The sequence below is a fragment of the Microvirga antarctica genome, from assembly GCF_017921815.1.
Taxonomy (GTDB): Bacteria; Pseudomonadota; Alphaproteobacteria; order Rhizobiales; family Beijerinckiaceae; genus Microvirga; species Microvirga antarctica.
Genome location: NZ_JAGEMM010000005.1, coordinates 255,282 through 274,915, shown reverse-complemented (window position 1 = coordinate 274,915; position 19,634 = coordinate 255,282). Strand labels below are relative to the sequence as shown.

Genomic DNA, 19,634 nt, shown 5'->3' with positions numbered 1-19,634 from the left:
TCACTCTGGAGGAGGAAGCGGCGTTCGCCGGGTGATCCGACGGTCATTTCGGCTCCGCACCGAAGATCAGGCAGGTGTTCTGCCCGCCGAATCCGAACGAATTGGACAGCACGTAGCGGACATCCGCATCCCGCGCCACATTGGGCACCACGTCGAGCGGGATCGCCGGATCGGGAACCGTGTGGTTGATGGTCGGCGGGATACGGCCGGTGGCGATGGTGAGCAGCGACAGAACCGCCTCGACCGCGCCCGCCGCCGTGAGCGTATGGCCGATCATGGACTTGTTGGACGAGATCGGCACCTCGCGCATGCGCTCGCCGAACACCGCCATGCAGCTCATGGCCTCCATCTTGTCGTTCTCGGGCGTCGAGGTGCCATGGGCGTTCACGTAGTCGATATCGTCCGGCTGCAGGCCGGAATCGTCAAGGGCCGCCCGGATCGCCGCGATTCCCGGCGCGCCATCGGGGCTTGAGCGGGTGCGGTGGAAGCCGTCGCCTTTCTCGCCGCAGCCGAGGACATAGCCGAGGATCTTGGCGCCCCGCGCCATGGCCGCATCCGCGTTCTCGAGCACGAGAGCCGCCCCGCCCTCGCCCATCACGAAGCCGTCGCGGTTTTTCGAGAATGGCTTGGAGGCCGTCTCGGGATTCTCGTTCTGGGTCGACAGGGCCGACAGGAGGGAAAAGCGCACGAGCGATTCCGGATTGACCGATCCGTCCGTGCCGATGCAGAGCGCCGTCTGCGTCTCGCCGCGCTGGATCGCCTCGACGCCGAGCTGGATCGCCGTCGCGCCCGACGAGCAGGCGGTCGACAGCGAGATCGGCGAGCCCTTCGTGCCGAACCGATCCGCCACCCGGTCCGCCACCGTGCCGAAGATGAAGAGATCGTGCCAGGCCTTGAACTTGCCGGTGGAGGCGGCTTTCAGAAGGTCCCGGTAGGTCACGTCGCCGTCCTGCCCCGAGGCCTCCGCCAGCGCCTCGCGCTGCGGCCATTCCATTTCGACCGGCGGCACGGCGATGAACAAGGCGCCGGGAAAATCCGTCGCCGGAAGACCCGATTGACCGACCGCCTCCTCTGCCGCCAGCATCGCCAGCCGCTCGGAGAGCAGCGGCGCGCTCATGGGCGCCACATCGAGGGTGTCGATGGTGCCCGCGATGGTGGTGCGCAGGCCCTCGATGGGAAACCGCGAGATCCGCTTGATGCCGGACCGGCCGGACGTCACGGCGTTCCAGGTCTCGTCCTTGCCGAGCCCGATGGACGTCACCACGCCCATGCCGGTGACGGCCACGAGGGGTCGGCCCTGCTTGTCCCGAAGCGCCATGCCGTTGATCCTCACGATGCCTTCGTTACGCGCACGCAGCCCTCGCCGCGCCAATGGCCGACGGAGGTGACGAGCGCCTCGTTCGATTGTCCCCTGGCGATCAGCGCCGCCGCGATGGCAAGGCCTGCGGGCGCCTGCCCTTCCATCATGTGGCCGGTGGTATCGCCGGTTGCATGGATGGCCGCATTGGGCGCCAGCGCTGCGAGCGCCGCCTGCTCGTCCTCGGTGATGCCCTTGATGCCGGTCGCACCGGAGATCACCACGTCGGGCTTGGCCTCGAGCGCTTCGGCCTGGCGGACCAGACTGCGCGTGACGCTGCCCGGCTCCCGCCTTGTGCGGTCGGAGCTGACGCCCGCGACGGTGGCAAGCGCCGTCGCGCCGCGGGCCTGTGCATGCTCGCGCGATTCCAGCACCAGGAAAGCAGCGCCGCTGCCGAGAATCAGCCCGCCGCCATCGGCCGGCCGGTTCCAGACCGGGCGATGCGCGTCCTGCCAGAGGAAGCCGCCCATTTCGTAGATCAGAAGCACGTCCGGGCGCTCGGCATTATAGGCGCCGCCGATGAGGAAGATGTCGTTCTGACCCGACGCGATGCGGGACTGGGCGATGCGGATCGCATCGATGCCGCTCGATTCCTCGCCCATGAAGGTGCGCGACGCGCCCGTGACGCCATGCACGATGGAGATGTTGCCGGCGAGCAGGTTGGAGAGCTGCGCCAGGAACAGGGTCGGCCGCAGGTCGGCCATCAGATGTTCGTTGAGATAGACGCCCGGATTGTCCGCATGGCGGATGCCGCTGAGGATCTGGCCGTCGACCGCGTAGTCGCGTTCGCCGCCACCCGCCGAAACGATCAGGTGCATGCGGCTCTTGAGCTCCGCATCGTCCTTCACGCCTGCCGAATCGAGCGCCAGTCCGGCCGCATAGCAGCCGAGCTTCTGCCACGGCTCCATCTGGCGCAGGTCGGATTTCTTGGCGATCTGCTTCTCGAAATCGACGGCCGTCACCGGATGGACCGAAAAGGGCGCGAAGGTCTCGCGATCCAGGGGCGGCGAGGCGCGGGTCAGGGCCTCGAGATGCGCCTCCACGCCTTCGCCGGACGCCGACACGATTCCGATCCCCGTAATGACGACGTCGTGCATCAGGCGGCCTCCGAGGATAGCAATCCGATATGGCGCGCCTGGGCGCGCATCAATTCGTCCATGCCGGGCGGGAACGGCATGATGCGGAACCGCAGGTCGGCATCGCAGATCGCCTTGCCCTCGACCAGGATGCGGGCCTTGGTGACCGCGTAGCCCGAGCCCTCGTGTTCGAGATGCGCCGTGACGGTCATCACCGTGCCGGGCGCCACGAAGGTGCGAAAGCGCGCCTTGTCGATCATCATGAGGAACGGCATGTGGGCGAAATCGGTCAGGCCGAGCACCAGATAGCCCGACGCCTGGGCCATGGTCTCGGTCAGCAGCACGCCCGGCACCAGCGGGTGACCTGGAAAGTGGCCCTCAAAAACCGGGCTTTCCATGGGAACCGTGGACGTGACCTCGATGCGCTTGGCCTCGCGGTCGAGGAGCGTCACCCGGTCGATCATTTCAAAATATTCGAGGCGCATCCCGGATCGAACCCTTCTCCTGCCATTCCCGGAGGGATCGGCCTGGGAGAGGATCTGACCGGTGCCCTGTCGGGCCCGATCGCCTCCCCGGGCGGGCCCTCAAAGAGGGCCGGCCCTTCCGGGACTTGATGATCGCTGCCCGCTCAGGCCTTCTTGGCGGCCACGAGCGCGTCGATATGCGCCACGAGGTTCTTGAGCACGAAATATTCCTCGGCCGGCGCCTTGCCCTCGTTGACCTCCTGCGTCCACTGCTCGAGGGGCAGCTTGATGCCGAACGCCTTATCGATGGCGAACGCGATATCGAGGAAGGCCAGCGAATCGATGCCGAGATCGTCGATGGCATGGCTCTCCGGCGTGATCTGATCGCGCGGGATATCGGCGGTCTCGGAAATGATGCCGGCGACGGTCTCGAAGGTAGACGACATGACGTCGCTCTCCTGAATGCGTTGGCCTTGACGATGCGGTGCTGTCGGGCGGGCGGCCCGGTCCCCAGCGGCTCGTACGGCAAGGAGGGTTGTATCGAAACGCACCCCTTACACGACCGGCCGCAGGGCGGCAACCGATAGGATCACCGAAGACGCCGTTGCGGCACCGGGGGCTCGCATTGATTAATCCCGGCCCATGGCCGATAACCCGCCTCTGTGCCCGCAAGGGAGCTTTCCGGCCCACACGCACCGATGGACCCCTGTGATCAACCGCTACCTCAAGCCTGAAACGCGCTATGCGCGGCGCATGGCGCGGATTGCCCGCTGGGACAAGCCGCTTTCAGGCGGAGTCGACCGTGCGCGGGCCTGGCTGCATATGCTGCTGGCCGATCACGGCGTGTTCCGGGTGCTCTACCTCAACAAGCACCGGGTCTCGGAGAAGCTGTGGCGCTCGGCCCAGCCGGCCCCGCACCAGATTGCCCGCCTGAAGGCGCAGGGGATCCGCACCATCGTCAACCTGCGCGGCGGGCGCGAGCATGGCTCCTGGCAGCTCCAGAAGGACATCTGCGACCGCCTCGGCATCGACCTGCGGGAATTCATCGTGCGCTCGCGCGGCGCGCCGGACCGGGACACCATCCTGTCCGCCAAGACGTTCTTCGACGATCTTGCCTATCCGGCCATCATGCATTGCAAATCGGGGGCCGACCGGGCCGGCTTCGTGGCGGTGCTGTACCTGATCGTGCACGAAAACAGCAGCGTCGATGCGGCGCTTGGCCAGCTCTCCATGCGGTTCGGCCATTTCCGCTTCTCGAAGACCGGCATTCTCGACGCGTTCTTCGAGCTTTACCGCCGCGAGGGCGAGGCGAAGGGCATCCCGTTCCTGACCTGGGTCGAGACGATCTACGATCCGGCGGCGCTCGAGCGGGATTTCCGTCCGGGTTTCTGGTCGCATATGCTCGTCGACCGGCTCATGCGGCGGGAGTAGACGCCGACGGCTCCGGCTCGGCATCGTGCGACAGCTGCATCCGGTGCAGGCGCGCATAGGCGCCGGCCGCCCCGATCAGCGCCTCGTGCGAGCCCATTTCGACCACCCGACCGGCCTCCATCACGACGATGCGGTCCGCGTCGCGCACGGTCGACAGGCGATGGGCGATCACCAGCGTGGTGCGCCCCTTCATCAACCGCCGGATGGCCTGCTGGACGAGCCGCTCGGATTCGGAATCCAGCGCGCTCGTCGCTTCGTCGAGGAGCAGGATCGGCGCATCCTTCAGAAAAGCCCGTGCGAGCGACACGCGCTGGCGCTCGCCCCCTGACAGGCGGCCGCCGGCCGGACCCACCACGGTGTCGTAGCCCTGCGGCAGCCGCATGATGAAATCGTGCGCGGCCGCGGCCTTGCCGGCTTCCTCGATCGCCGCGTCGCTCGCATCGGCCCGGCCGAACGCGATGTTGGCCCGCACGGTATCGTCGAACAGGATGACGTCCTGGCTGACCATCGCGATGGCGGATCGCAGGGACGCCAACGTGACGTCGCGCACATCCCGGCCATCGATGAGAACGCCGCCCCCGGTCACGTCGTAGAGCCGCGGCACGAGGGACAGGAGGGTCGATTTGCCGGAGCCGGATCGGCCGACCAGCGCCGTGGTGCGTCCCGCCTCGGCGACGAAATCCACATGGTGGAGCGCGACCTGATCGGCGTTGTAGGAGAATTCCACGTCCTTGAACCGGACCTCGCCGCCCGTGACCGCAAGCGGCGTCGCGTCCGCCTTGTCGCGGATGCGCGGGGTGTCGTCCATCACCGCGAACGTGCGTTGCAGCGCGGAGGCCGCCTCCTGCACGATGGCGTTGAGGTTGCCCAGCGCCCGGATCGGCTGGGCGGCCAGAATGAGCGCGCTGACGAAGCCGGTAAAATCGCCCACGGTCGACCCGCCCGATACGATGCGCTGGCCGATCAGCACGAGAACCGCCGCCACCGCGAAGCCGCCGCCGGCTTCCAGCAGCGGATCGAGCCGTCCACGCGCATTGGCGGCCTTCATCTTGAGCTTGCGGACCTCGTCGAAGGTGTGGGCGGCCTTCGCCTTGAGATAGCCTTCCAGCCCGTAGGTCTTGGCGATGCGCGTCCCGGCGAGGCTCTCGGTGATGAGGCTCGCCATCTGGCCGGTCTGCTCCTGGGTCGAGATCGCCACCCGGCGCAGCTTCTTGCCGATCTTGCCGATCGGCTGGGCGATGAACGGCACCGTGATGCCGGCGACCAGCGTCAGGATGGGGTCGATCCAGATCATCGCGGCGATCAGCGCCAGGATGGTCGCGACCTCGCGCATGAACACGGTCGACAGCCGGGTCAGCGCTTCCTTGATGAAGAGGAAATCGGTGGTGAAGCGCTGCGTCAGGGCGGCCGGGCTCTCGCGCCCGATCTGCGCCAGATCGGCCTCGATCATGTGGCCATAGAGCGCCGTCTGCATGTCGGCCTCGATGCGCGTCACCACCCGGTTGGTCAACACCGTCAGGGCCAGAAGCGAGAAGCCCTTGACGCATGTCACGGCGATGACGAAGAGCGGCGCCAGCAGGATGGCGGTCTGGTCCTTGGCCGTAAACGCGTCGAACGCCGCCTTGATGAGCACCGGATAAAGCCCGGTCGCCCCCGCCACCAGGAGCACCAGCAGCATCACGAGCGCCAGGGTCCGCGCATGCGGCTTCATCCAGTCGCCCCAGAGGCGCCGGATCAGCGGAAGGGTATCGCCTCGCGCAAGGAGGCCTTTTCGCGCCATCGGCCGCTTTCCAAAATCCGTCGCCCCGGTATCACGACCGGGGCCTTGCGGCAAACCTGCGGCCCGGCTCAGGCGCCCTTCTTGGAAAGCCGCGCGATCAGCGCCATGGCGGCGGCCGGCGCCTTCGGCTTGAAGCCGTTGATCATGTAGACGAACACGTCGCGGGATTTCGGCGGCTTGGGCTGGGGGCCTCCCACCGGCGCGAGATCGCCTGGCACACCCCCGGCCGCCCAGGCCCTCGCCCGGTCCGCCCAGAGATCCAGATCCTTCGGCCCGTAGCCGGTCTTGAGCGTCTCCGAGGCGCGCTGCAGGCGGGCATAGACGAACGGCGCGGTCACGTCCGGAATTTCGGGGAAGTCGGGCTTGTCGGTCAGGACCGTCGCCACTCCGTATTGGCGCAGCAGGTCGATGAAGGCGGGCACCCGGAAACTCGCATGCCGGACCTCCACCACATGGCGCAGGTCCCGTCCCTCGACACGCTGCGGCAGCAGCTTCAGAAAGGCCTCGAAATCGGCCGGGTCGAACGCTTTGGTGGGCAGGAACTGCCAGTTGATCGGTCCCAGCTTGTCGCGCAGCTCCAGCACGCCCCCGGTGAGAAAACGCTCGATGGACGAGCCGCTCTCGGCCAGCATCCGGCGGTTGGTGGCAAAGCGTGGGCCTTTCACCGCAAACACGAAATCGTCCGGCGTCTCGTCGCGCCAATGGGCAAAGCTCTCGGGCTTCTGGCTGCCGTAATAGGTGCCGTTGATCTCGATGGAGGTGAGGTGCCGGCTCGCATAGTCCAGTTCGCGCTTCTGGGTCAGGCCCTCCGGATAGAAGGTCCCCCGCCAGGGCTCGAACGTCCAGCCGCCGATGCCGACACGGATGCGGGAGGAGTTTGCAGGCATGGGGGTTGCAGGCATGGGCGATCCTCATGGTGACGGGTCCGCACCGGAGCCGATGACGCACATTCTCGCAGCCCGTTTGTTGCTGTCAAAACGCCCGATCGGCCGAAAGCCCCGCCTGCTCGGCGCGGATGCGCACCAGCAGCACCGCCGCGTTGAGGAGAGAGAACACGAGGGCGAACCACGGCAAGCCGAAGGCCAGCGGCAGAACGGCGATCTCGCCCGCCACCACGACGTAGTTGGGGTGGGAGACAAACCGGTAGGGGCCGCTGCGAACAAGGGTTTCTCCCGGTTGCACGATGATCCGGGTGGTCCAGCGGCGGCCCAGTGTGGCGAGAACCCAGAGGCGGCCGGCCTGCAGCAGAATGAACAGGGCGAGCCAGCCGCCGGCGACGGGACGGTCCCAGGCCAGGACCCAGAGGCCTGCAAGCCAGGCGGTGTGGACGAGAATGATGAGCGGATAGTGCCCGGGGGAGACCTCCCGGGCGCCGTTTGCAAGAAGCGCGTGTGTGTTGCGCCGCGCGATCACAAGCTCGGCCGCCCGCTGCAGGGTGACGAATGTCAGGACGGCCAGCGCCAGCGTCACGAGGGGCTTTCCAGCACCACGAGGCTCGTCGAGAAGCCCGGCCCCATGGCGTTGACGACCGCACGGGAAGGCAAACCGTCGGCGATGACGCGCTCCAGCACGAACAGCACCGTGGGGGCCGACATGTTGCCGTGGGTTTCCAGCACCGCGCGCTCGTGGTCGAGCGTGCCCGGCGCGAGGTCGAGCGCGCTTTCCAGCGCGGTGATGACCTTGCTGCCGCCCGGATGGCAGACGAACCGGTCGATCTCCCCGATGGTGAGGCCGGACCGGCCGAGGATGGCCGCGACCGCAGGCCCCACATGCTCCCGCGCGAAGGGCGGAATGGCCTGCGCGAACACGACCCCGAAGCCCAGCGGATCGACGTTCCAGCCCATGATGTCGAGGGTATCGGGCCAGGTATGCTCGCCCGCGGCCGTCACCTGTGCCAGACCCACAGCCTGGGTGCGACCTGGCCCGGCGGTAAGGCAGCAGGCCGCTGCCCCATCGCCGAAGAGGGCGGACGCCACTACATTGGCCTTGCTCAGCGTATCCATCCGGAAGGCGAGCGTGCACAATTCGATCACCACCAGCAGCACGATCGTGCCCGGGCGCGCCTCGGCAAGCCGGGCGGCGATGGACAGGCCCGTAACCCCGCCGGCACAGCCCAGCCCGAAGACCGGCACCCGCGACACGTCCTGACGGAACCCCATCCGCCCCATCACCCGCGCGTCGATGCTGGGCGTCGCAATGCCGGTCGACGACACGGTCACGATCGTGTCCACCTGCTGCGGCATGAGATCGGCGCGGGCCAGCGCCTTGTTGGCGGCTTCGATGAACAGCGCCTCGGCGCCCTCGAGATAGACCGCCGTGCGCTCCGGCCAGCCCAGAGCAGTGGCATACCATTCCAGCGGCCGCACCGCATGCCGCGTCTTGATGCCGCTGGTCGTAAAGACCCGCGACAGCCGCTGGAAGTCGCCATAGCGGGCCGAAAAGATGTCGTGGGCCAAGGCCGCCGCGTCCTCCTGGCGGAGAAGATGGGGGGGCACGGCGGTGGCGATGGAGAGAAGACGCGCGGATCGGGTCAAGGTAAAGCCCTTCAGGCACCCCGAGCATCCATGAACGCGCCCGGGAGGCAGGGAAGTCAACGCGGCTTGCGCCCGACGGTTCAGTGGCAACGACGAGGGCTCACCGACGCTTCCGCAAAGGGGCGATCCCGGGTGCCGGCGCAGGCCCATGGCATGAGACCAGACAACAAAAAACCGCCCGAAGGCGGTTCATTGTGTCTTCCTCTACAGAGAGGAAGAATGCCCTCGAAGACCGAGGGAAAATTGGAGCGGGCGAAGGGATTCGAACCCTCGACCCCAACCTTGGCAAGGTTGTGCTCTACCCCTGAGCTACACCCGCGCTCCGCGGCGCTAGCGCCGTTGCGAGGCCGCTCATGTGCCCCAAATCGATTCACATTGCAAGCGGATTTCCGCACCCGATCTGACGATTCCGCCGAAATCGGCAGGCCCGTGTCCGACCCGAGGATGAAGGCCGACCCGGGCGAAACACAAGGTGGGCAGGACCGTCGCCGCGCCCAACCTTGACCGTGCCGCTTGAGCCCGGCGCGACAGACCTCTAGAACCGGCCAGGCCGAAGACGGCCGTCACGCCAGCAGGGCCCCTTCAATCGTGTCACATCTCTCACCCCAGGACCTCCTCGCCCATCTCGACGCCCTCGGCATCGTGTCCGAGACGGTCTCGCACCCGGCCGTGTTCACGGTGGCCGAATCGCGACCCGTGAAGGCCACGATCCCGGGCGCTCATTCCAAGAACCTGTTCGTGAAGGACAAGAAGGGCCGGCTTTATCTCGTGACCGCCAAGGACGAGACTGCCATCGACCTCAAACGCCTGCACACGGCGATCGGCGCGTCAGGCCGGCTCTCCTTCGGCTCGGCCGAGCAACTGCGCGCCCATCTGGGCGTCGAGCCGGGCTCGGTGACGCCGTTCGCCATCGCCAACGACAAGGCCGGGCGGGTGACGATGATTCTCGACGCGGCCCTGATGGATCACGCGCGGCTGAATTTCCACCCGCTCGTCAACACCATGACGACCGGCCTGTCCCGCGAGGACCTGCTGCTGTTCCTGCGCGATGCGGGGCACGACCCCCTGATCCTGCGGTTGCCCGCGCCGGAATCGGGACCCGCGGAATTGTCTGACGACCACCGCGCACCCATCTGACACCCACCGTTCCCGCAATGCCCCGTTCGAGGCCCCCATGCTCAACGACATCCCCGTTCCCGGACCCGCCGACAGCGACCTCATCAAAGAGACGACCACCAAGGATTTCCGACAGGACGTCATCACTGCGTCCATGGACCGGCCCGTGCTGGTGGATTTCTGGGCGCCGTGGTGCGGGCCCTGCAAGCAGTTAACCCCTGTCCTCGAGAAGGCCGTGCGCGAGGCCGGCGGCAAAGTGCGCCTCGTGAAGATGAACATCGACGAGCATCCGCAGATCGCAGGCCAGCTCGGCGTCCAGTCCATTCCGGCGGTCCTCGCGTTCCAGAAGGGCCAGCCGGTGGACGGCTTCATGGGAGCGCTTCCGGAAAGCCAGATCAAGGGCTTTATCGAGCGCCTCGTCGGCCCGCTCGGCCCAAGTGCGGCCGATGCACTCATGGCAGAGGCCGATGCGCTTGCGGAAGACGGCGATGCGGCCGGGGCGGCCGAACTTTACGCGGCCCTGCTCACGCAGGATCCGGAGCATGTGGGCGCACTCGCTGCCCTGTCCAAACTGCACACCGCGCTCGGCGATTTTGAGGGCGCGGCGCGCTTTCTCGCCATGGTGCCGGCCGCAAAGGCGCAGGATCCGGCGGTGGCCGGCGCCCGGGCGGCTTTGGAGCTTGCCGAGCAGGCGGGCTCCGTTGGTGACCTTGCGGAATTAGAGGGCCGGGTCGCGGCCGATCCCCTCGACCATCAGGCCCGATTCGATCTCGCCGTCGGTCTCAATGGGCGTGGCCGTCGCCAAGAAGCTGTCGACCACCTCCTTGACATCGTGCGGCGCGACCGCAGTTGGAACGAGGACGGCGCGCGCAAGCAGCTTGTGCAGTTCTTCGAGGCGTGGGGGCCGATGGACGACATGACGCTTGCCGGGCGGCGAAAGCTCTCGTCGGTGCTGTTTTCATAAAGCGTTTGAGCCCACGTGCGGCGAATGGAGATCGGAATGGGGATGAACACGGCTTACCGGGGGCCAGAGGATTGCCCCTCGGTGATCCCGGTCTTTCCGCTTCCAGGCGCTTTGCTCCTGCCGCGCGGCCAGATGCCTCTGAACATCTTCGAGCCGCGCTATCTCGCGATGGTCGACGATGCCCTCAAGGGCGACCGGATGATCGGGATGGTGCAGCCGGACCTGGAGAGTGGCGGCAGCACGACGGTGCCCCGGCTGTTTCGGGTCGGCTGCGCCGGGCGCATTACGCAGTTCGCCGAGACCGGTGATGGCCGCTACCTCATCACCTTGGTGGGGGTGGCGCGCTTCCGGGTCGAGGAGGAGCTCAGCACCACGACGCCTTACCGCCAGTGTCGTGTCAGCTTTGCCGATTATGTCAGCGACTTCACGGCCCGCGCCGGGGAAGACGAGGTCGACCGGGCGGGCGTGGTGAAGGCGCTGCGGGACTTCGTGCAGGCCGCCGACGTTCGCGTCGACTGGCAGGGAATCGAGGATGCGCCCAATGAGGCGTTGGTGAATGCCTTGTGCATGATGAGCCCGTTCGGGGTGCGCGAGAAGCAGGCGCTGCTGGAGGCCGAAGATCTCAGGATCCGTGCCGAAGTCCTGATCGCGCTCACCGAAATCGAGCTGGCGCGGGGCGGCGGCGGCTCCGACAACACCCTGCAATAGGCGGCCATAAAGCCCGGAGCCCTGCCATGACCGAACCCACATCCCACCTTGAGCCGGTCGCCGCGACCCGGATCGATCCCAAGCTGCTCGAGATGCTGGTCTGCCCGCTGACCAAGGAATCCCTCGACTACGACGCGGCCCGCCAGGAGCTGATCAGCCGGGGCGCGAAACTCGCCTATCCGATCCGCGACGGCATCCCCATCATGCTGCCCGAAGAGGCCCGCCCGCTGACGGATTGAGGCGGAGGGCGAGGGTTGGCCGGCGCGTGCGGGAGCGCTACAGGTAGCCCCATGCTCATCACCCGCGCCGATATCGAACTCGCCCATGCCCGCATCGCTCCGCATATCCGGCGCACCCCGGTCTGGACCCTGCCGCAGGCTTTCGGCCATGCGGGCCCGGTGAGCCTCAAATGCGAATTTCTCCAGCATGCCGGCTCGTTCAAGGCCCGGGGCGCCTTCAACACGCTCCTGTCTCAACCTGTGCCCAAAGCGGGCGTGGCCGCGGCCTCCGGTGGCAACCACGGGGCGGCCGTCGCCTACGCGGCAAGCCAGCTCGGGGTGAAGGCGCGCATTTTCGTGCCTGAGATCTCCAGCCCCGCCAAGGTCGCGGTCATCAGGCACTATGGGGCCGAAATCGTCATCGGGGGGGCCCGCTATGCGGACGCGCAGGCCGCCTGCGATCGCCATGTGGCCGAGAGCGGCGCCCTGCGCATTCACCCCTTCGACGCCGGAACGACGATTGCGGGCCAAGGCACTGTCGCGCTCGAATGGGAGGCGGACGCACCGGCCCTCGACACGGTGCTGGTTGCCGCAGGCGGCGGCGGCCTGATCAGCGGCATCGCGAGCTGGTGGGGCGGACAGGTCAAGGTCGTGGGCGTGGAGCCGGAAGGGTCCTGCGCGCTCCATGCCGCTCTGGCGGCGGGGGAGCCCGTCGACGTGGAGATCGATTCCGTCGCGGCGGATTCGCTCGGCGCCCGCAACGTGGGCGATCTGGTCTATTCCATCTGCTGCGACACCGTCGACCACGTGGCGCTGGTGCCGGACGCCGCCATCCTGCAGGCCCAGCGGACCCTCTGGCGCGACTATCGCATGGCCAGCGAGCCGGGGGGCGCTGCAGCCCTGGCGGCTCTCCTGTCGGGGGCCTACCGGCCAGAACCGGGCGAGCGGATCGGCGTGCTGCTCTGTGGCGCGAATGTGGAATTGTCCAAACTCAGCGAGGTCGCATCATGAACGAAGTGCCGTCGTCCTTTCCCAAGCGCCTGTCGGAAGGCTACAGCGCCTTCCTGGCGGATCGCTTTCCGAACGAGAAACGCCGCTTCGAATCCTTGGCCGAGAAGGGCCAGTCGCCCGAGATCATGGTCATCGGCTGCTGTGACAGCCGGGTTTCGCCGGAGGTCATCTTCGATGCGAGCCCGGGCGAGATCTTTGTCGTGCGTAACGTCGCCAACCTCGTGCCGCCCTACGAGACCAACGGCGATTATCACGGGACCAGCGCCGCGCTGGAATTCGCCGTCCAGGCCTTGCGTGTGAAACATATCGTGGTGCTGGGGCATGCGCGCTGCGGCGGCATCCGGGCCTTCGCGGAGAACGCCGCGCCTCTGTCGTCGGGCGATTTCATCGGGCGCTGGATGAACCTCGTGGCGCCTGCCGCCGAGCGGATCGGCCCGCCGACGGACGACATGCCGGCCTATCAGACAAGGCTCGAACTGGCGGCTATCGACAACAGCCTGCAGAACCTCATGACGTTTCCCTGCGTGCGCATTCTCGTGGAGCGCGGCAAGCTCGCGTTGCACGGCGCCTATTTCGGCGTCGCCACCGGCGTGTTGCTCGTGCGCGATCCCGTAACAGGTGCGTTCGCACCGGCGGCGCCGGATATACCGGCACCGGGTTTCCGCTGCGACTGACGGGATTTTCGGCGTCGTTTTCTTGTCAGAATGCCGACGTTGTTTGCGTTGCTGCAGACGAGGCGGTTTTTGTGAGCCGCCAAGGCAAAAATTGCCACAAATGAGGCCGCAGAAGACGGTTTAGATATTGACCATTTGATGAAACATAATAACCTTTCGGCAACAAACCGCCGGAGGGGCACATGACCGTTTTCTACATCGTCGATCTTCAGCAGGACACCCAGTTCGTTCTCGACGGCGACACGCTCACCGTCACGGCGGGCGGTTCGATCATGATCCCAGACCCGTTCGCCTTCCCGATCGCGGAGGGCATCCGCAATGTCGAGTTCAACGACGGCGTCCATGCGGCGATCTACGGCACGGTCTCGGCCCAGATCACCGGCGTCATGTTTGGCAGCACGAACGACAGCGTGCTGGTGGGCGAGAGCGGATTGGTGCAGGGCGGCGTCACAGGGGTCTTGCTGGGCCGCTCCGGTGTGTTGGAAAACCACGGCCAGGTCATCGGCGGCGACCGCGGCGTCTATCTCGACTTGACCCGCAACAGCGTCTGGAATGAGGGCTCCATCTCAGGCGCAGTCGGTATCCTGAGCGGCAATTCGGCCGGCGAGACCTTTTTGTCCAATGCCGGCACGATCACCGGAATCAGCCACGGCATCCAGTTCAAGAACGACAGCCAGGTCACCAATAGCGGAATCATCCGGGCCATCGGCGACCGCACCTCCGATCCCAACGACGCGAGCCTCCCCATCGTGGTGGTGGGCATCGGCGTCGCGCTGGAAACCAAGGCGGCGATCGGCAACAAGCCGGTGAGCGTGGCCACCCTGACCAATACCGGAACGATCGCGGGCGAGACGGCCGTTCTGGGCGGCGCGGGAATCGAGCGGATCACCAATTATGGTATCCTCGAGGGCAAGGTCGATCTGCTGGGCGGCAACGACCTGTTCGACAGCCGCGGCGGTATCGTCACGGGCGCGGTGGATCTGGGTGCCGGCAATGACAGCGCCTATGGCAGCGCCGGCAACGATACGATCCAGGGCAATGACGGCGACGACCACGTGCATGGCGAGGCCGGCAACGACATCCTGTCCGGCGGCGCCGGCAACGACACCCTCGATGGCGGCGCGGGCGCCGACGCCATGGCGGGCGGTCTCGACGACGACACCTATACGGTCGACGACGCGGGCGACATCGTCACGGAAGTGGCCGCCGCGGGAGCCGACACGGTGCGGTCGTCGATCTCCTATGCGCTGACGGCGGAGGTCGAGAACCTGATCCTCACCGGAACGGCCGATCTGGCGGCCACCGGCAACGGGCTCGCCAACAGCCTCACGGGCAATGCCGGCAACAATCGTCTCGATGGCGGCGCGGGCGCCGACGTGATGGCGGGCGGGGCCGGCAACGACACCTATGTGGTCGACGATGCCGGCGATGTCGTCATCGAGGCAGCCGATGCGGGCAGCGACACGGTCAGGTCGGGCATCAGCCTCGTGCTGGCCGACAATGTGGAGGCGCTGGTTCTCACCGGCAGCGGCAATCTCGACGGCACCGGCAATGCGCTGGCCAACACGCTCACCGGCAATAGCGGCGACAACCGGCTCGACGGCGGCGCGGGCGCCGACACCATGGCGGGGGGCGCCGGCAACGACACCTATGTGGTCGACCATGCGGGCGACGTGGTGATCGAGCAGCCGGGCGACGGCATCGACACGGTCGAGGCGGCCGTGAGCATCGTGCTCGGCGCGAATGTCGAAAAGCTGGTCCTCACCGGCACCGAGGCGCTTGCCGGCACCGGCAACGCCCTCGAGAACACCCTTACGGGCAATGAAGGCGATAACTGGCTGAATGGCGGCGCGGGCGCCGACACCATGGCGGGCGACGTGGTGATCGAGTTGCCGGGCGACGGCATCGACACGGTCGAAGCAGCGATCAGCGTGGCGCTTGGCGCGAATGTCGAGAATCTGATCCTGACCGGCACGGAGTCTCTGTCCGGCACCGGCAACGACCTCGCCAACGCGCTCACCGGCAATGCCGGCAACAACCGGCTCGATGGCGGCGCGGGCGCCGACACGATGGCGGGCGGCGCAGGCAACGACATCTACCTCGTCGACAATGCCGGCGACGTCGTGCTCGAAGCGCTTGGCGAGGGGACCGATACCGTGCGCGCTGCGGTGAGCTTCGCGCTCGGCGACAATGTCGAACAGCTCGTCCTGACCGGAACCGGCGATATCGACGGGACCGGCAACGCGCTCGGCAACGTGCTTCTCGGCAACAGCGGCAATAACGTGCTCGACGGGGGCTCAGGGGCCGACATCCTGACCGGCGGGGCGGGCGACGACACCTATGTGGTGGACAGCACCGGCGACATCGTCAGCGAGGTTGCGGGCGAGGGCGTCGATACGGTGCGGGCGTCGCTCTCGTGGACGCTCGGTGCCCATGTGGAGAATCTCACCCTCACCGGAACGGCCGACATCGACGCCACGGGCAATGGGCTTGCCAATGTCCTGACAGGCAACGCGGGCAGCAACGTGATCGATGGGGGCCTTGGCGCCGACATGATGCGCGGCGGCGGCGGCGACGACACCTACATCGTCGACGATGCGGGCGATGTGGTCAGCGAAGCGCCGGGCGGCGGAAACGATGTCATCCGCGCCTCCATCAGCCTGACTCTGGCCGATGAGGTCGAGAGCCTCGTGCTGACCGGCAACGGCGATCTTTCCGGCACCGGCAACGGGCTTGCCAACACGCTCACGGGCAATAGCGGCAACAATGTCCTGACCGGCGGCGGCGGCAACGACACGCTCGATGGCGGCGCGGGCAATGACACGGCGGTGTTTGCGGGAGCCCGGGGAAATTATACCCTCGTGGCCAATGCCGATGGCAGCGTCACGGTGACCGACACCGTTGGCCAGGATGGCCAGGACATCGTCCGCAACGTGGAATCGCTGCAATTCAGCGACGGCACGATCTCGCTCACCAACAAGGCGCCGACCCCTCCCTCGGTCCAGGGCAGCATCACGCCCATCGCCGAGAACGCGGCGGTCTTCACGGTGGTGGCGACCGTCAAATCGACTGATGGCGATGGCGATCCCCTCACCTACAGCCTGGCGTCGAACCCGGGCGGCAAGTTCGCCATCGACGCCGATACCGGCATCATCACGCTTGTGGGCGCGGTCAATTACGAAGCGTCGGCTACGGAGGATCCGGACCTGCAGGTCGAACATGCGGGCACGGCCCTGGAGCGGAAATTCTATCTGCTCAAGGTGCACGCCAGCGAGTCGGGCGGCGCCGGGCTCGCCTCCGCCGATCTCACGATGAAGGTCTACGTCACCAACCTCAATGAGGCCCCGACCGACCTTGCTTTCGCGGATGGCTCGCACGTCGCCACCATCAGCGAAAACGCGACGGACGGCACGGTGATCGGCGCGCTGAACGCGTCCGATCCCGACGGGGCGACCGGGCTGATCTACTCCTTCGATTCCACCGGCAGCGGCGGCTCGAGCGGCGCCGGCAACGCCGGTGGCCGCTTCAAGATCGAGAACGGCCAGTTGAAGGTCGCGGCCCTCGGCGACATCACCCATACCGAGACCTATACGGTGACCGTCAAGGTGACGGACAATAACGGGGCGGCGGGTTCGGCCTCGGTCTACAAGGACTTCCTGATCACCGTGAATCCGGTCGCCGGCGGGACACTGGACGCGCCGGTTCTGTCCATCGGCACCGCGACCTCTTCCGTCACCGAGGGCGATACGGGCTTCACCGACTACACCTTCACGGTCACCCGCGACAACGCGGCCGGCGACAACAACGTCACCTGGACCATCGCTACCGGCAACGGCATCACGGCCGACGACTTCGACGCGCTCACCGGGACCGTCAGCTTTACCGGCACCGAGACGTCCAAGACCGTCACCATCAAGGTCAAGGGCGACACGGCGGTCGAAGGGCACGAAGCCTTCACGGTCGCTTTGTCCAACGCCACCGGCGGGGCCACGATCAGCGCGGCCCATGGCAGTGCGACCGGCACCATCATCAACGACGATCAGGCCGTCGTCGTGACCCCGCCGGTCCTCTCCATCGCCACGGCGACCTCCTCCGTGACCGAGGGCGATACGGGCTTCACCGACTACACCTTCACGGTCACCCGCGACAACGCGGCCGGAGACAACAGCGTCACCTGGACCATCTTTACCGGCAACGGCATCACGGCGGACGATTTCGACGCGCTCACCGGCACCGTCAGCTTCACCGGCAACGAGACCTCCAAGACCCTCACCATCAAGGTCAAGGGCGACACTTTGGTGGAAGGACACGAAGCCTTCGAGATCGGACTTTCGAGCGCCACCGGCGGGGCCACCATCAGCGCCACGCACGGCCACGCCAACGGCACCATTCTCAACGACGATCCGTCGGGAGGCGGCACGACACCGCCGGTCCTCTCCATCGGCACGACGACCGCCTCCGTGACCGAGGGCGATGCGGGCTTCACCGATTACACCTTCACGGTCACCCGCGAAAACGCGGCCGGCGCCACCGACGTCACCTGGACCATCGCCACAGGCAGCGGCATCACGGCGGATGATTTCGACGCGCTCACCGGCACCGTCAGTTTCGCCGGGAACGAGACCACCAAGACCGTCACCATCAAGGTCAAGGGCGACACGGCGGTCGAAAGCCACGAGGCCTTCACCGTCGCCTTGTCCAATGCCACCGGCGGGGCGACCATCAGCGCCACCCATGGCAGTGCGACCGGCACCATCCTCAACGACGATCAGCCTGTTGTCGTCACGCCGCCCCTGCTCTCCATCGGCACGACAACCGCCTCCGTGACCGAGGGCGATGCGGGCTTCACCGACTACACCTTCACGGTCACCCGCGAGAACCCCGCCGGCGCCACCGACGTCACCTGGACCATCGCCACAGGCAGCGGCATCACGGCGGATGATTTCGACGCGCTCAACGGCACCGTCAGTTTCGCCGGGAACGAGACCACCAAGGCCGTCACCGTCAAGGTCAAGGGCGACACGGCGGTCGAAAGCCACGAGGCCTTCACCGTCGCCTTGTCCAATGCCACCGGCGGGGCGACCATCAGCGCCACCCATGGCAGTGCGACCGGCACCATCCTCAACGATGACGAGATCGTCGTCGTCACGCCGCCGCTGCTCTCGATCGCCACAGCGACCGCCGCGGTCACGGAGGGCGATACGGGCCTGACCGACTACACCTTCACGGTCTCCCGTGATAACCCCGCCGGCGCCACTGACGTGACCTGGACCATCGCCACCGGCAACGGTATCACGGCGGATGATGTGGACGCGCTCACCGGCACCGTCAGCTTCACCGGCACCGAGACCACCAAGACCATCACCATCAAGGTCAAGGGCGATACGATCGTGGAGGGCAACGAGGCCTTCACGGTCGCTCTCTCGAACGCCACCGGCGGGGCGACCATCAGCGCAGCCCATGGCTCGGCCTCAGGCACCATCACCAACGACGACGTTGCGGCGGTCAATCACGCGCCGACTGACATCGTTCTCGCCGGAGCCGGGACGGCTGCCGAATATGCGGCCGAAGGCACGGTGATTGGCGATCTCTCGGCGCTCGATCCGGATGGCAGCACCGGCACCATGACGTTCGGTCTGAGCGGCGGCGACGACCGCTTCGCCGTTATCGGCCACCAACTCGTGGTGAAGAACGGCTTCAAGCTGGATTTCGAACAGGCGGCCTCGCATCAGGTCACGGTCTGGGCGAAAGATGCCGGCGGGCTCAGCGTCACCAAGACCCTGACGGTGGCGGTAAGCGACATGAACCCGGAATTTACCGCCGGCAGCGGTTTCAACGACATCTTCAAGGGTGGCGCGGGCAATGATACGCTGGGCGGCGGAGCCGGCGACGACATTCTGTGGGGTGCTGCCGGCAAGGATGTCCTGACCGGTGGCGCCGGCCGCGACACCTTCGTGTTCAGCACCAGGCTGAACAAGAAATCGAACCTCGACAAGATCGCCGATTTCAACGTCAAGGACGACACGATCTGGCTGGACAACGCGATCTTCAAGAAGCTCGGCAAAGGCGCGGAGGCCAAGCCCGGCAAGTTGAACGCCAAGTTCTTCACCATCGGCGACAAGGCCAAGGATGCGGACGATTATCTCGTCTACAACAAGCAGAAGGGCGTGCTGTCCTACGACCTGGACGGGTCGGGCGGAAAGGCTGCTGTCGAGATCGCCCAGATCAAGAAGGGCCTGAAGATGACCGCCAAGGACTTCTTCATCATCTGACCGGGCTTCTCCCCCACATGGAAAAACCC

At 66.6% G+C, this 19,634-nt stretch carries 16 protein-coding genes and 1 tRNA gene; 8 read left to right on the top strand and 9 right to left on the bottom strand.

Annotated features, from left to right (window positions below):
- Positions 1–43: 43 nt before the first annotated feature.
- The 4 genes from J4G32_RS16215 to J4G32_RS16200 all read right to left on the bottom strand — a co-directional run bounded on the left by J4G32_RS16215 (position 44) and on the right by J4G32_RS16200 (position 3,343).
- Positions 44–1,318, bottom strand: coding sequence for a beta-ketoacyl-ACP synthase (locus J4G32_RS16215; protein ID WP_210496503.1), 1,275 nt, complete (start codon positions 1,316–1,318; stop codon positions 44–46).
- Positions 1,319–1,329: 11 nt separating this feature from the next.
- Positions 1,330–2,454, bottom strand: a complete 1,125-nt coding sequence (locus tag J4G32_RS16210) for a beta-ketoacyl-ACP synthase (RefSeq protein ID WP_210496501.1) — start codon at positions 2,452–2,454, stop codon at positions 1,330–1,332.
- On the bottom strand, positions 2,454–2,918 hold the full coding sequence (locus J4G32_RS16205; RefSeq protein WP_210496498.1) for a 3-hydroxyacyl-ACP dehydratase FabZ family protein: 465 nt from the start codon (positions 2,916–2,918) through the stop codon (positions 2,454–2,456). The genes J4G32_RS16210 and J4G32_RS16205 overlap by 1 nt, the downstream gene beginning before the upstream one ends.
- Before the next feature lie 143 nt (positions 2,919–3,061).
- Positions 3,062–3,343: an acyl carrier protein gene (locus tag J4G32_RS16200; protein WP_210496496.1), complete on the bottom strand. Its 282-nt coding sequence runs from the start codon at positions 3,341–3,343 to the stop codon at positions 3,062–3,064.
- Between the two features lie 262 nt (positions 3,344–3,605).
- Here J4G32_RS16200 and J4G32_RS16195 point away from each other — a divergent pair, with 262 nt between their 5' ends.
- Entirely contained in the window at positions 3,606–4,328 is a 723-nt protein-coding gene (locus tag J4G32_RS16195) for a fused DSP-PTPase phosphatase/NAD kinase-like protein (protein ID WP_210496494.1), read from the top strand.
- Here J4G32_RS16195 and J4G32_RS16190 read toward each other — a convergent pair.
- The 5 genes from J4G32_RS16190 to J4G32_RS16170 form a co-directional block, all read right to left on the bottom strand.
- A complete protein-coding gene (locus J4G32_RS16190; RefSeq protein WP_210496492.1) occupies positions 4,312–6,108 on the bottom strand; it encodes an ABC transporter ATP-binding protein in 1,797 nt (598 codons plus the stop codon). The genes J4G32_RS16195 and J4G32_RS16190 overlap by 17 nt on opposite strands.
- Before the next feature lie 68 nt (positions 6,109–6,176).
- Positions 6,177–7,010: a DUF72 domain-containing protein gene (locus J4G32_RS16185; protein ID WP_246505121.1), complete on the bottom strand. Its 834-nt coding sequence runs from the start codon at positions 7,008–7,010 to the stop codon at positions 6,177–6,179.
- Between the two features lie 70 nt (positions 7,011–7,080).
- The gene (locus J4G32_RS16180; RefSeq protein WP_210496490.1) at positions 7,081–7,578 is read right to left on the bottom strand and encodes an isoprenylcysteine carboxyl methyltransferase family protein; all 498 of its coding nucleotides are present in this window, start codon (positions 7,576–7,578) and stop codon (positions 7,081–7,083) included.
- The gene (locus J4G32_RS16175; RefSeq protein ID WP_210496487.1) at positions 7,575–8,642 is read right to left on the bottom strand and encodes a type III polyketide synthase; all 1,068 of its coding nucleotides are present in this window, start codon (positions 8,640–8,642) and stop codon (positions 7,575–7,577) included. The genes J4G32_RS16180 and J4G32_RS16175 overlap by 4 nt, the downstream gene beginning before the upstream one ends.
- A gap of 244 nt (positions 8,643–8,886) precedes the next feature.
- Positions 8,887–8,961: transfer RNA gene (locus tag J4G32_RS16170), tRNA-Gly, on the bottom strand.
- Between the two features lie 269 nt (positions 8,962–9,230).
- Between J4G32_RS16170 and J4G32_RS16165 the strand changes: the two genes are divergently transcribed.
- From J4G32_RS16165 to J4G32_RS22000, 7 genes are all read left to right on the top strand, one after another.
- Positions 9,231–9,779: a prolyl-tRNA synthetase associated domain-containing protein gene (locus tag J4G32_RS16165; protein WP_210496485.1), complete on the top strand. Its 549-nt coding sequence runs from the start codon at positions 9,231–9,233 to the stop codon at positions 9,777–9,779.
- 37 nt (positions 9,780–9,816) lie between these two features.
- A complete protein-coding gene (gene trxA, locus J4G32_RS16160) occupies positions 9,817–10,722 on the top strand; it encodes a thioredoxin (RefSeq protein WP_210496482.1) in 906 nt (301 codons plus the stop codon).
- A gap of 36 nt (positions 10,723–10,758) precedes the next feature.
- Complete coding sequence (locus tag J4G32_RS16155; RefSeq protein WP_210496479.1) at positions 10,759–11,430, top strand: LON peptidase substrate-binding domain-containing protein; 672 nt, start codon at positions 10,759–10,761, stop codon at positions 11,428–11,430.
- A gap of 26 nt (positions 11,431–11,456) precedes the next feature.
- Positions 11,457–11,669 carry a Trm112 family protein gene (locus J4G32_RS16150; RefSeq protein ID WP_210496476.1) on the top strand — a complete coding sequence of 71 codons (213 nt, stop codon included), beginning with the start codon at positions 11,457–11,459 and terminating at the stop codon, positions 11,667–11,669.
- A 51-nt stretch (positions 11,670–11,720) separates the two neighbouring features.
- Entirely contained in the window at positions 11,721–12,659 is a 939-nt protein-coding gene (locus J4G32_RS16145) for a threonine/serine dehydratase (protein WP_210496473.1), read from the top strand.
- Entirely contained in the window at positions 12,656–13,333 is a 678-nt protein-coding gene (locus J4G32_RS16140; protein ID WP_210496471.1) for a carbonic anhydrase, read from the top strand. Before J4G32_RS16145 ends, J4G32_RS16140 begins: the two co-directional genes overlap by 4 nt.
- 182 nt (positions 13,334–13,515) lie before the next feature.
- Positions 13,516–19,605 (top strand): Calx-beta domain-containing protein, encoded by a 6,090-nt coding sequence (locus J4G32_RS22000; RefSeq protein ID WP_210496469.1) that lies wholly within the window; start codon positions 13,516–13,518, stop codon positions 19,603–19,605.
- Positions 19,606–19,634 lie beyond the last annotated feature (29 nt).